Here is a 14,322-nt window from a genome sequence, read left to right as displayed (position 1 = left end):
CCTTATTTCTTCTTCAACGGTGTCTTCACCGCTGGAGTAACAATTACTTTACCGCCCGGAGCACCTGGAATAGCACCTTTAACCATGATGAGATTGCGTTCTGCATCAATGCGTGCGATGACTAAATTTTGTACTGTTTTAGTAACGTCACCAAGGTGGCCAGTCATGCGCTTACCTGGGAAAACACGGCCAGGATCTTGGGCCATACCGATAGAGCCTGGCACGTTATGTGAACGCGAGTTACCGTGGGATGCGCGACCAGAAGCGAAGTGATAACGCTTGATGGTACCTGCGTAACCCTTACCGATAGAAACGCCCTGAACGTCTACTTTTTGACCAGCAGTAAATGCAGTGTCAGCAGGTATAACTTGTCCTGGAGTCATTTCTGCAATTTTTGCTGCATCTAAACGAAATTCGTTAAGCCCATTACCGGCCATCACACCTGCTTTAGCAAAGTGACCAGCCATTGATTTAGTAACGCGAGTAGCTCTACGTGTTCCATGAGCCAACTGAATAGCATCATAGCCATCAGTTGCCTGGGTCTTGATTTGAGCGATTCTGTTGTCGCTCACGTCGATCACGGTCACAGGGATTGAATCCCCTTCGTCCGTAAAAAGACGGGTCATGCCGACCTTGCGGCCGATTAAGCCTAAGCTCATATTCATGCTCCACGCCGACTTCGATTGGTCGGCAAAATTAATTTAAGTGATTTACAAGTAAAAGTACTTCTAAATCAATAACTTACAACGTTTTTAGTGCTGATATAACTTTGAATTTCGCCCGAATAATTGAGCGAAGCCTTAGATTCTATCCAGAAAACCCGTTCTTGACAAGCAAATAGTCAAGAAACAACTATTTATTGCAACTTAATTTCGACGTCCACACCTGCTGGGAGATCTAATTTCATCAAAGCATCTACCGTTTTCTCTGTAGGATCAACGATATCCATCAAACGAAGATGGGTGCGGATCTCTAACTGATCACGAGATGTCTTGTTCACGTGGGGTGAACGCAAGATATCAAAACGCTCGATACGTGTTGGCAAAGGTACCGGACCCTTAACAACTGCACCAGTACGCTTAGCTGTATCAACAATTTCAGCTGCAGACTGGTCGATCAAACGGTAATCAAATGCTTTAAGGCGAATACGAATTTTTTGGTTTTGCATATTAATTCCAAAGAGCGTTGTGGTGCTGCCACGTTATACATCTAAAGAGCACGGTGACATCAGCAGCACTGATGTCACCGGGTTAGCAAACCGCTAAATATTATTTACTTCTACAGCCTTAAATCTATTTACTACTTAAGCCAAAATCTTTGCAACCACGCCGGCGCCAACAGTACGGCCACCTTCACGGATCGCAAAACGTAAACCTTCTTCCATCGCAATTGGCGCGATGAGTTTTACAGTAATCGTGACATTATCACCAGGCATCACCATTTCTTTATCTTTTGGCAACTCGATTGAACCCGTTACGTCCGTAGTACGGAAGTAAAACTGAGGACGATAGTTGTTAAAGAATGGGGTATGACGACCACCTTCATCTTTACCTAAGATGTAAACCTCGGCAGTAAAGTGAGTATGGGGAGTGATTGAACCAGGTTTGGCCAATACTTGGCCGCGCTCAACTTCTTCACGTTTTGTACCGCGTAACAAGATACCAACGTTATCGCCTGCTTGACCTTGGTCGAGCAATTTGCGGAACATTTCAACGCCAGTACAAGTGGTTTTGAGGGTGGGTTTGATGCCCACAATTTCAATCTCTTCGCCTACCTTAACGATACCGCGCTCGATACGGCCTGTCACTACAGTACCGCGACCAGAGATAGAGAACACGTCCTCTACTGGCATCAAGAACGCACCGTCAATAGCGCGCTCTGGAGTGGGGATGTAAGTATCGAGTGCATCAGCCAACTTCATAATGGCTTCTTTACCCAATGGGCCTTCGTCACCTTCAAGTGCTAATTTAGCAGAACCTTGAATGATCGGTGTGTCATCGCCTGGGAAGTCATACTTAGACAACAGCTCACGCACTTCCATTTCAACGAGCTCTAACAATTCAGCATCATCTACCATGTCGCACTTATTTAAGAAAACGACGATGTAAGGAACGCCTACTTGGCGTGCCAAGAGGATGTGCTCACGCGTTTGTGGCATTGGGCCGTCAGCAGCAGAGCACACTAAAATTGCGCCGTCCATCTGAGCAGCACCGGTAATCATGTTCTTGACGTAGTCAGCATGTCCTGGGCAATCAACGTGAGCATAGTGACGATTTGCAGTCTCATACTCCACGTGCGCAGTATTAATCGTAATACCACGTGCTTTTTCTTCAGGAGCAGCATCGATCTGATCGTAAGCTTTCGCTTCGCCACCAAATTGCTTTGAGAGCACAGTTGCAATTGCTGCTGTCAAAGTAGTTTTACCGTGGTCAACGTGACCGATGGTGCCTACGTTTACGTGCGGTTTTGTCCGCTCGAATTTTTCTTTTGCCATTTTTTTGTCTGCTTTCTTTAGCTAGTCAATATTCAAAATAATGTGGGTAAATTACTTCGCTTTAGCAGCCATTACTGCTTCAGCTACGTTTTTAGGTGCTTCTGTGTAATGCTTAAATTCCATGGTGTAGGTAGCGCGACCCTGGGTCAACGAGCGCAAGCCAGTTGAATAACCAAACATCTCTGCTAATGGCACTTCAGCGCGTACGATCTTGCCACCGCCAGGAATGTCATCCATACCTTGCAAAATACCGCGACGTGATGAGAGGTCACCCATTACGTTACCCATGAAATCCTCTGGTGTTTCAACTTCAACCGCCATCATCGGCTCAAGCAGCACTGGGGATGCTTTACGCATACCGTCTTTGAACGCCATCGAACCCGCCATCTTAAATGCGTTTTCATTGGAGTCAACGTCATGGTATGAACCGAAGAACAATGTTGCCTTGATATCTACTACTGGATAGCCAGCCAAAATACCAGAGTTCAATGTTTCGCGAATCCCTTTTTCTACTGCAGGAATATATTCACGTGGAACCACACCGCCCTTAATCGCGTCAATGAATTCAAAACCTTTGCCTGGTTCTTGTGGCTCAAGCTTTAGTACAACGTGGCCATATTGACCGCGTCCACCAGACTGCTTTACAAACTTGCCTTCAATCTCTTCGCAAACTTTACGAATTGTTTCGCGATAGGCAACCTGTGGCTTACCAACAGTTGCCTCGACACCAAATTCACGACGCATACGATCAACCAAAATTTCCAAATGGAGCTCGCCCATTCCGGAAATAATAGTTTGGCCTGATTCTTCATCCGTTTTAACTCGGAAAGATGGATCTTCTTGTGCCAAGCGATTCAAAGCAAGACCCATTTTTTCTTGGTCAGGCTTAGTCTTTGGCTCAACTGCCTGGGAAATCACTGGCTCTGGGAATACCATGCGCTCCAAAATCACGATGCTATCTGGATCACATAATGTTTCGCCAGTAGTTGCATCTTTCAGACCAACCGCAGCAGCGATATCGCCCGCATAGACTTCTTTAATTTCTTCGCGTTGATTTGCATGCATCTGCAGTAAACGACCAACGCGTTCTTTCTTACCCTTAATTGGGTTATAGATTGTGTCGCCTGACTTCATCATTCCAGAGTAAACACGGAAGAAAATAAGCTGGCCAACAAACGGGTCAGTCATGATCTTAAATGCCAATGCAGAGAATTTCTCATCATCTGCAGCTTTACGCGTAGTAGGAGTTCCATCTTCCAATTCACAAGGAACTGGTGGCACATCTAATGGGGAAGGCAATAATTCAACCACTGCATCCAACATCGCTTGAACGCCTTTGTTTTTGAAAGCAGTTCCACACATCATCGGAATGATTTCATTGGCAATCGTGCGTTGACGCAATGCCCCCTTAATTTCTTCTTCGGTCAGCGCTTCGCCACCGAGGTACTTTTCCATCAATTCTTCCGAGCTCTCGGCGGCTGCTTCAAGTAGCTTCTCACGCCACTCTTCAGCAGACGCTTGTAATTCAGCGGGAATTTCTTCGTAGCTAAATTTAGTGCCCTGTGAAGCCTCATCCCAGTAGATGGCTTTCATTTTGACCAAGTCAACAACGCCTTTGAAGTTTTCTTCGGCGCCAATTGGAATTTGGATCAAGATTGGGTTCGCCTTTAGACGAGCCTTCATCTGGTCATAAACTTTAAAGAAGTTTGCGCCAGTACGATCCATCTTGTTTACGAAAGCCAAACGGGGAACTTGATACTTGTTAGCTTGACGCCAAACAGTTTCTGATTGAGGTTGCACGCCACCTACCGCACAGTAAACCATGCAAGCGCCATCCAAAACGCGCATTGAGCGCTCGACCTCAATAGTGAAGTCTACGTGTCCTGGGGTATCAATAATATTGATACGGTGCTCGGGGAAATTACCGGCCATCCCCTTCCAGAAAGTAGTAGTAGCAGCAGATGTAATCGTGATGCCACGCTCTTGCTCTTGCTCCATCCAGTCCATAGTGGCTGCGCCATCATGAACTTCACCAATTTTATGGTTTACACCGGTATAGAACAAAACACGTTCTGTAGTCGTGGTCTTGCCCGCGTCAATGTGCGCAGAGATACCAATATTGCGATATCTGTCGATTGGAGTTTTACGTGCCACTGTTGGTGCCTTTTCTTTGCTATTTAATTAGAAGCGGAAATGTGAGAAAGCTTTATTAGCTTCTGCCATACGGTGTACTTCTTCACGCTTCTTCATTGCTCCGCCGCGACCTTCTGCAGCTTCTAATAATTCGTTGGCTAAACGTTGAGCCATCGATTTTTCGCCGCGCTTTTTAGCAGCTTCGCGTACCCAACGCATTGCCAAAGCAGAACGGCGTGATGGACGAACTTCAACAGGAACTTGATAGTTAGCGCCACCAACACGACGACTCTTCACCTCAACCATTGGCTTAACATTGCCCATAGCGGTTGAAAAAACTTCGAGTGGCTCTTTATTTGCTTTTTTCTCGATGTGATCGAAGGCACCGTAAACGATACGCTCTGCAACCGATTTCTTGCCGTCCAGCATGAGGACGTTCATGAATTTAGCTACTTCTACATTACCGAATTTTGGATCCGGCAAAATTTCCCGTTTGGGAACTTCACGACGACGTGGCATAACTACTCCTTCAGTTCAGTTAGGGGCGATCCACATAGATCACCCACTCCGGTTGTCCTACTATTTACAGATTGAAATACATCAAGCTCTAAACGGAACAACCACTTACTTGCCTTTTGAGTCTGACAAACAATGACTTAATACAAAATCTGCTACTGCTTAATTCTTAAAAATTAAGCTGCTTTCTTAGCACGCTTAGCACCGTACTTGGAGCGTGATTGCTTGCGGTCTTTAACACCTTGCAAGTCAAGCGAACCGCGAACGATATGGTAACGAACACCTGGCAAATCCTTTACTCGACCACCACGGATTAACACTACTGAGTGTTCTTGGAGGTTATGGCCTTCACCACCAATGTATGAAATCACTTCAAAACCATTGGTTAAGCGAACTTTAGCTACTTTACGCAGCGCAGAGTTAGGCTTTTTAGGAGTGGTTGTGTACACGCGCGTACAAACACCACGGCGCTGCGGGCTGTTTTGCAGCGCAGGGCTCTTGCTTTTAACGGTAAGCCTTGATCTTGGCTTGCGTATTAATTGATTAATTGTTGGCATAAAATAGCTCGGTTAGTAATTCTTTGTTGCTTTCTTCAAGAAAATCAATGACTTAGAGAATTTCTAGGTCAAAAAGACCTTCTTCTGAATCAGTAGAACTCAGCATTCTAGCCTGGCCAGCCTTTTCCGTCAACCAAATAGGGAAAAAACTGGCCATTAATGGCCAGAAACACCAAATTAGCTTGGATCAGCCTCCCCAGCAGGAGCAACGACTTCAGCCTCAATTTCTACAGGCATGTTAGCCATTGCTTCCTCTTCAGCGGCAATCATTTGAGCGCGATCGCGCTCGAATTGCTCTCTAACCTTACGTGCACGGCGATAAGACAAGCCGGTACCAGCAGGGATCAGACGACCAATTATGACGTTTTCCTTGAGGCCACGGAGTGTATCGGTCTTGCCCATAATTGCGGCTTCGGTCAATACACGGGTGGTTTCTTGGAAAGAAGCCGCTGAAATAAAGCTGTCGGTCGACAAGGATGCTTTAGTAATACCCAGTAATACGTTCTCAAATTGAGCTGGGCGCTTACCTTCGGCAATCACTAAATCGTTCGCATCATAGAGTTTTGAGCGCTCAACTTGCTCACCGGTAATGTAGGCAGTATCGCCACCATCAGTAATCTGCACGCGACGCAACATCTGACGCACGATCACTTCAATGTGCTTGTCATTAATCTTCACGCCTTGCAGACGGTAAACGTCTTGAACTTCATCTACGATGTAGATAGCCAACTCTTCAATACCTCTAAGTGTCAAGATGTCATGTGGATCGGCTGGGCCTTCCACAATCATCTCGCCCTTGTTCACAACTTGGCCGTCATGAACGAGAACTTGTTTCTCTTTAGGAATCAAGAATTCATTGGCTTCACCATCCATATCGGTAATAACCAAACGTTGCTTTCCTTTGGTTTCTTTACCAAAGGAAACTGTTCCAGTAACTTTCGCCAATACAGCAGCATCTTTTGGTGAACGTGCTTCGAACAATTCTGCAACGCGTGGCAAGCCACCAGTAATGTCGCGAGTCTTCTGTGATTCGATTGGAATACGCGCCAATACCTCACCAACTTCAACTTTTTGACCATCTTTAACTGTAATTAAAGCACCTACTTGGAGGCCGATGTTTACTGGGTGATCAGTGCCGGCGATCATTACTTCGTTACCTTTTTCATCAACTAAGTTGATCATCGGGCGAACGCCTTTGCTTGCTGCAGAGCGACGCTTGCCGTCAATCACCACTAAAGTCGAGAGGCCAGTAACTTCATCTACCTGCTTAGCAACGGTTACACCCTCTTCAACGTTGTCGAAGCGAGCGATACCAGCGTACTCAGAAATAATCGGACGTGTTAACGGATCCCAGGTTGCCAAGCTTGCGCCGGCCTTGACTACTGCATCTTCTTTTAACAAGAGTGTTGCACCGTAAGGCACTTTATGACGCTCGCGCTCACGACCATTCTCGTCAACGATCAAGGCTTCACCAGAACGTGAAATCACGATCTGCTCACCCTTCGCGTTTTTAACAACACGCATCGTGCCGGAGAACTTCAGTGCACCATTTGATTTGGCTTCAATATTGCTTGCAACCAATGCACGTGATGCCGCACCACCGATGTGGAAGGTACGCATAGTCAACTGTGTGCCTGGCTCACCGATGGACTGAGCAGCGATCACGCCAACTGCTTCACCAACGTTGACCAAACCACCGCGACCCAGATCACGTCCGTAGCACTTCGCGCATAAACCAAAGCGAGTTAAGCAAGACAATACTGTGCGAACTTTAACTTCGTCGATACCCAATGCAACGATTTGATCAACGTGATCTTCGTCAAGCAATGTGTCATTCGGGACGATCACTTCTTGCGTGTCAGGATGAACGATGTCACCAATGCATACGCGACCCAAAATACGATCACGCAATGCTTCGATAATTTCGCCGCCTTCAACAAGCGCCTTCATGGTTACACCATTCGTAGCGCCGCAATCATCTTCGATCACCACGAGATCTTGAGTAACGTCGCACAAACGACGTGTCAAGTAACCCGAGTTCGCCGTCTTCAAGGCAGTATCCGCTAGACCCTTACGAGCACCGTGTGTAGAAATGAAGTATTGCAATACGTTCAAACCTTCACGGAAGTTCGCAGTAATTGGAGTTTCGATGATGGAGCCATCAGGCTTTGCCATCAAACCACGCATACCAGCTAACTGACGAATCTGCGCTGCAGATCCACGCGCACCAGAATCCGCCATCATGTAGATGGAGTTAAAGGATTCTTGACGCACAGTTTTACCATGGCGATCGAGTACGTCAACATGTGACAACTCATCCATCATCGCCTTACCAACTTGGTCACCTGCAGCACCCCAAATATCAACCACGTTGTTATAACGCTCTTGATTGGTTACGAGGCCTGACATGAACTGCTTGTCATACTCTTTAACCTTGGCAGAAGCCTCAGTGATGATGCGCTCTTTAGAGCTTGGGATCAGCATATCGTCGATCGCAACTGAGATACCAGCGTTGGTCGCCAAACGGAAACCAGACTGCAAGAGGCGGTCAGCAAAAATAACGGTTTCACGCAATCCGCACTTACGGAATGAAGTGTTAATCAAGCGTGAGATTTCTTTTTTCTTCAAAGGCTTGTTGATTTCCTCGAAAGACATGCCTTTAGGCAAAATCTCAGACAAGATAGCGCGGCCAACTGAAGTTTGATAGATCTTGGTTTTTTCAGCAAAACGGGCCTCACCCTCTGCTTTTTTATCCACAATCTCAAACTCAGTAATACGCACAGCAACACGAGAAGCCAATTCAACTTGACCCGCTTCGTATGCACGTACTACTTCAGTAATGTTAGCGAAAACCATGCCTTCGCCCTTACCGTTGATCTTGTCACGTGTAGCGTAGTAGAGACCCAACACCACGTCCTGAGAAGGAACGATCGATGGCTCGCCGTTAGCTGGGAACAATACGTTGTTCGAAGCCAACATCAATGTACGCGCTTCCATTTGCGCTTCGAGCGACAAAGGAACGTGAACCGCCATTTGGTCACCGTCAAAGTCAGCGTTAAATGCCGCGCAAACTAATGGATGCAATTGGATCGCTTTACCTTCAATCAGCATTGGCTCGAAAGCCTGGATGCCGAGGCGGTGCAATGTAGGAGCACGGTTCAACATGATTGGATGTTCACGAATCACTTCTTCGAGAATGTCCCAAACAATCGGAGTCTGGCTTTCAACTTCTTTCTTCGCAGCCTTAATCGTGGTTGCAATTCCTAAAGTCTCCAGCTTGTTGAAAATGAATGGCTTGAATAACTCTAAGGCCATCAATTTTGGTAAGCCGCACTGATGCAATTTCAATGTAGGGCCAACCACAATGACTGAACGACCAGAGTAGTCAACGCGTTTACCCAACAAGTTTTGACGGAAGCGACCACTCTTACCTTTAATCATCTCAGCCAAGGACTTGAGCGGACGCTTGTTAGCGCCAGTCATAGCCTTACCGCGACGACCGTTGTCAAGCAATGAGTCAACCGCTTCTTGCAACATGCGTTTTTCGTTACGAACGATGATCTCTGGCGCACGCAACTCTAACAAACGCTTTAAACGGTTGTTACGGTTAATTACGCGACGATAGAGGTCGTTCAAATCGGAGGTAGCAAAGCGACCGCCATCCAATGGCACCAATGGGCGCAACTCAGGAGGCAATACTGGCAATACTTCCAAGATCATCCAGTCAGGCTTAATACCTGAAGTTTGGAACGCCTCAAGCACTTTTAAGCGCTTAGCGTATTTCTTAATCTTGGCATCGCTACCAGTAGCTTTTAAATCAGCACGAATAGTCTCTACTTCACGATCGATATCAATCGAGCGCAAGAGATCGCGAATACCCTCAGCGCCCATGATGGCGGTAAATGCACCGTCACCATACTCTTCTGTCTTAGCGATGTATTCGTCTTCAGACATGATCTGACCGCGCTTCATCGCGCCTTCAGGAGTCATGCCAGGATCAACCACTACATACGCTTCAAAGTAAAGAACGCGCTCGATATCACGCAATGTCATATCGAGAACCATTCCCAAACGGGATGGGAGGGACTTCAAGAACCAAATGTGTGCTACAGGGGCTGCCAACTCAATGTGGCCCATGCGCTCACGACGTACTTTAGCGAGAGTTACTTCAACGCCGCACTTCTCGCAGATTACGCCACGGAACTTTAAGCGCTTGTACTTACCGCATAAGCACTCGTAGTCTTTGGTTGGTCCAAAAATCTTGGCGCAAAACAAGCCATCACGCTCGGGCTTAAAAGTCCGATAGTTGATGGTTTCTGGTTTGCGTACTTCACCAAAAGACCATGAGCGAATTTTTTCAGGAGATGCGAGACCAATTTTGATGACATCAAACTGCTCTTCGCCCTGCGTTTGCTTAAATAAATCGAGCAATGCTTTCATATCAGTTGCGCTCCATGTCAATGTCAATACCCAACGAACGAATTTCTTTTACCAGCACGTTGAAGGATTCGGGCATGCCAGCATCAATCGTGTGCTCGCCCTTGACGATGTTTTCGTAAACCTTGGTACGGCCTGCGACGTCATCGGACTTCACTGTCAGCATTTCCTGCAAGACATATGAAGCACCGTATGCTTCGAGGGCCCAAACTTCCATCTCACCAAAGCGCTGACCACCAAACTGAGCTTTACCGCCCAATGGCTGTTGTGTTACTAATGAGTAAGGTCCGGTAGAACGTGCGTGCATCTTGTCGTCGACCAAATGGTGGAGTTTCAAGACGTGCATTACACCGACAGTCACTGGACGCTCAAACTGATCGCCAGTGCGGCCATCGCACAAAATCATTTGCTGACGTGAAGGTGTCATCTTCAAAGATGTTGCAACATCTTCTGGATAAGCCAACTCGAGCATGCGTCCGATTTCTGCTTCAGTAGCACCGTCAAACACTGGAGTTGCAAATGGCAAGCCTTGGCGAAGATTCTCAGCCAAAACAGTAATTTGCTCATCCGTGAAGTTATCGATGTCTTCAATGCGGCCGGTTTCGTTGTAAAGCTGCTTTAAAAACTTACGCAGCTCAGCCTGTTTCACTTGCTCGCGCACCATCTGGTCAATACGCTTGCCAATACCTTGAGCTGCCCAACCTAAGTGGGTTTCCAAGATCTGGCCAACGTTCATTCGGGAAGGAACGCCCAATGGGTTCAAGACGATATCTACTGGACGTCCGTCAGCCATAAATGGCATATCTTCAGCAGGAGCGATTTTAGAAACCACACCTTTATTACCGTGACGACCAGCCATCTTGTCACCAGGTTGCAAGCGACGTTTAACAGCTAAATACACCTTAACCATCTTCGTTACGCCAGGCTGCAAATCATCGCCCTGGGTAAGCTTGGTGCGCTTCTCTTCGAAAGCCTCATCAAACTGCTTACGTTTCGCTTCGATAGAAGATTTAATGGCTTCAACTTGTGAGGCAATCTCCTCATCTGATGGACGAATGTCAAACCAATGGTATTTTTCCAAATCAGCAAGGTAATCCTTGTCGATCTTAGTGCCTTTAGCTAATTTCTTAGGACCGCCGTTAGCAACTTTGCCAACTAACAGTTTTTCTAAACGCATGAAGGCATCGCCTTCAACAATACGCAACTGGTCATTTAAGTCCAAACGATAGCGTTGTAGCTCTTCTTGAATAATGGCTTGTGCACGTGCGTCGCGCTCAATGCCTTCACGGGTGAAGACTTGAACATCGATAACTGTACCAATCATTCCAGAAGGAACACGCAAAGAAGTATCTTTTACGTCAGATGCTTTTTCACCGAAAATCGCACGCAGTAATTTCTCTTCAGGCGTGAGAGTTGTCTCACCCTTCGGAGTTACCTTACCTACCAATACGTCGCCAGCTTCAACTTCAGCGCCGATGTAGACAATACCGCTCTCATCCAAGCGGGAGAGTTGTGACTCTGCCAAATTGGAAATATCGCGCGTAATTTCTTCTGAACCAAGCTTGGTATCGCGCGCAACGACCGACAACTCTTCAATATGAATAGAGGTATAGCGGTCATCAGCGACAACTTTTTCAGAGATCAAGATTGAATCTTCGAAGTTGTAACCGTTCCATGGCATAAATGCCACAGTCATGTTTTGACCCAAAGCCAATTCGCCCAAATCAGTAGACGCACCGTCAGCAACGACGTCGCCGCGTGCTACACGATCGCCAACCTTCACGATTGGGCGTTGATTGATATTGGTATTTTGGTTTGAACGGGTGTATTTGATGAGGTTATAAATATCAACACCAACTTCACCAGCTGCAGTTTCATCATCGTTCACACGGATCACCACACGGTTAGCATCAACATAGTCCACGATACCGCCGCGGTTTGCCAATACAACAGTGCCGGAGTCAACCGCCACAATACGCTCTAAACCTGTACCAACTAATGGCTTATCTGGACGCAAGCAAGGAACTGCTTGACGCTGCATATTCGCACCCATCAACGCACGGTTCGCATCATCGTGCTCTAAGAAGGGAACGAGTGAAGCAGCAGCAGAAACGATCTGGCTAGGAGCAACGTCGATGAAATCGATACGCTCTGGGCCAACCATCATCGTTTCACCAGCTTGACGAGCAGAAACCAATTCGTCAGCCAATTTACCGTTTTTGTCGATCGTCGCATTAGCCTGAGCAATGACATACTTTGCTTCTTCAATCGCAGACAGGTAAACCACTTCATCGCTTACCTTGCTATTGGCAACCTTGCGGTATGGAGTCTCTAAGAAACCATGCTCATTCAAACGCGCAAACAATGCGAGTGAGTTGATTAAGCCAATGTTTGGTCCTTCTGGAGTCTCAATTGGGCAAACACGTCCATAGTGGGTTGGATGTACGTCGCGCACTTCGAAGCCTGCGCGCTCGCGTGTCAAACCTCCAGGTCCCAATGCAGAAATACGACGCTTATGCGTGATTTCTGAGAGTGGGTTGGTTTGGTCCATAAACTGAGACAACTGTGAAGAACCGAAGAACTCACGAATTGCAGAAGAGATTGGCTTGCTGTTAATCAAGTCATGCGGCATGAGGTTTTCTGTTTCGGCTTGACCGAGACGTTCTTTAACCGCACGCTCAACACGTGACAAACCAGCACGGAATTGATTTTCAGCCAATTCACCAACGCAACGTACACGACGATTACCTAAGTGATCGATATCGTCTACTTCACCCTTACCGTTACGCAAATCTACGAGAGACTTAATAGTGTCGAGAATATCTTCATTCGACAGAACCATTGCGCCTTCCATTTCAGGGCGGTTCAGACGGCTATTGACCTTCATACGGCCAACGCGAGATAAATCGTAGGTATCTTCGCTGTAGAACAAACGCTGGAACAAGGCTTCAACAGCATCTTCTGTTGGAGGCTCGCCAGGGCGCATCATACGATAAATGGCAATACGAGCAGCCATTTGGTCAGCAGTTTCATCAGTACGTAATGTCTGAGAAATATATGCGCCAGAATCTAAATCATTGGTGTAAATGGTTTCCAATTGCTTGATGCCTGCATCGCGCAATGTAGCCAATAACTCTTCAGTGATCTCATCATTAGCATAAGCCAAGATTTCACCAGAATCTGGATCAACAATATTGCGTGCAACCACACGACCAACTAAATAGTCATCTGGTACAGCAATTGTTTTTGTCTTAGCAGCTTCGAGTTCGCGAATATGCTTTGCATTGATACGCTTATCTTTTTGAATGACAACGACGCCATTCTTATCAAGCACATCAAAATTAGCCAACTGACCACGTAAACGCTCAGGAACGAATTCCATAGAAGCGCCATTAGCGGTCAATGCAAAATGATCAAAATTGAAGAAGTTTGCAAGAATCTGTTCGTTGTTTAGACCAATTGCTTTAAGCAAAATGGTGACAGGCATCTTACGACGACGGTCAACGCGGAAATACAGAATATCTTTTGGATCAAACTCGAAATCGAGCCATGAGCCACGGTAAGGGATGATGCGTGCTGAGAACAGCAACTTACCAGAGCTATGAGTTTTACCCTTATCGTGCTCGAAGAACACGCCTGGGGAACGGTGCAACTGAGAAACGATCACGCGCTCAGTACCATTGATAACAAAAGAACCGTTTTCTGTCATGAGTGGAATTTCACCCATGTAGACTTCGCTCTCTTTTACCTCTTTAACCTTAGTAGGTGCTTCGCGATCATAAATAATCAAGCGAACTTTTGCGCGTAAGGCGGAGTGGTAGGTGTAACCACGCTGTTGACATTCTTTGACGTCAAACGGTGGTTGTGACAACTGATAAGACACGTATTCCATACGTGCATAGCCGTTGTTGGACACAATAGGGAATGCTGAAGTAAAGGCAGCCTGAAGTCCCTCAGTAAGACGAGACATTGCTGGCTTTTCAGCCTGTAAAAATTTAGCGTAGGATTCCAGCTGCGTTGCGATCAGGTACGGAACCTGGTGGTTGTTAACTCGCTTAGCAAAGCTTTTACGGACTCGCTTGCGTTCGGTGAAGCTATAGTTCATTTCATCTCCGAATTCAGCGACTGTACAAAGATTTGGCGATTGGCCACTACCAATCACTGGCGGACAACACTAGAACGTAT

8 protein-coding genes are annotated in these 14,322 nt (G+C 46.6%); all 8 read right to left on the bottom strand.

Annotation, left to right across the window (positions count from 1 at the left end; genetic code table 11):
• Positions 1-2: 2 nt before the first annotated feature.
• Positions 3-659 carry a 50S ribosomal protein L3 gene (gene rplC / locus ICN38_RS01620; protein ID WP_216254231.1) on the bottom strand — a complete coding sequence of 219 codons (657 nt, stop codon included), beginning with the start codon at positions 657-659 and terminating at the stop codon, positions 3-5.
• A 197-nt stretch (positions 660-856) separates the two neighbouring features.
• Positions 857-1,168, bottom strand: coding sequence for a 30S ribosomal protein S10 (rpsJ, locus tag ICN38_RS01615; protein WP_011901899.1), 312 nt, complete (start codon positions 1,166-1,168; stop codon positions 857-859).
• A 135-nt stretch (positions 1,169-1,303) separates the two neighbouring features.
• Entirely contained in the window at positions 1,304-2,494 is a 1,191-nt protein-coding gene (tuf, locus tag ICN38_RS01610) for an elongation factor Tu (protein WP_216254207.1), read from the bottom strand.
• A gap of 51 nt (positions 2,495-2,545) precedes the next feature.
• The gene (fusA, locus tag ICN38_RS01605) at positions 2,546-4,648 is read right to left on the bottom strand and encodes an elongation factor G (RefSeq protein ID WP_216254229.1); all 2,103 of its coding nucleotides are present in this window, start codon (positions 4,646-4,648) and stop codon (positions 2,546-2,548) included.
• A 27-nt stretch (positions 4,649-4,675) separates the two neighbouring features.
• On the bottom strand, positions 4,676-5,146 hold the full coding sequence (gene rpsG, locus ICN38_RS01600) for a 30S ribosomal protein S7 (RefSeq protein WP_015420229.1): 471 nt from the start codon (positions 5,144-5,146) through the stop codon (positions 4,676-4,678).
• Between the two features lie 173 nt (positions 5,147-5,319).
• Positions 5,320-5,700, bottom strand: coding sequence for a 30S ribosomal protein S12 (gene rpsL, locus ICN38_RS01595; RefSeq protein ID WP_216174745.1), 381 nt, complete (start codon positions 5,698-5,700; stop codon positions 5,320-5,322).
• Positions 5,701-5,877: 177 nt separating this feature from the next.
• Entirely contained in the window at positions 5,878-10,140 is a 4,263-nt protein-coding gene (rpoC, locus tag ICN38_RS01590) for a DNA-directed RNA polymerase subunit beta' (protein WP_216254226.1), read from the bottom strand.
• Between the two features lies 1 nt (position 10,141).
• Positions 10,142-14,242: a DNA-directed RNA polymerase subunit beta gene (gene rpoB, locus ICN38_RS01585; protein WP_216254222.1), complete on the bottom strand. Its 4,101-nt coding sequence runs from the start codon at positions 14,240-14,242 to the stop codon at positions 10,142-10,144.
• Positions 14,243-14,322 lie beyond the last annotated feature (80 nt).

Origin of the sequence: Polynucleobacter sp. AP-Melu-500A-A1 (assembly GCF_018882125.1) — a bacterium.
Taxonomy (GTDB): domain Bacteria; phylum Pseudomonadota; class Gammaproteobacteria; order Burkholderiales; family Burkholderiaceae; genus Polynucleobacter.
Note: the sequence above shows the minus strand (reverse complement) of the source record. Positions and strands in the feature narration are given on the sequence as shown.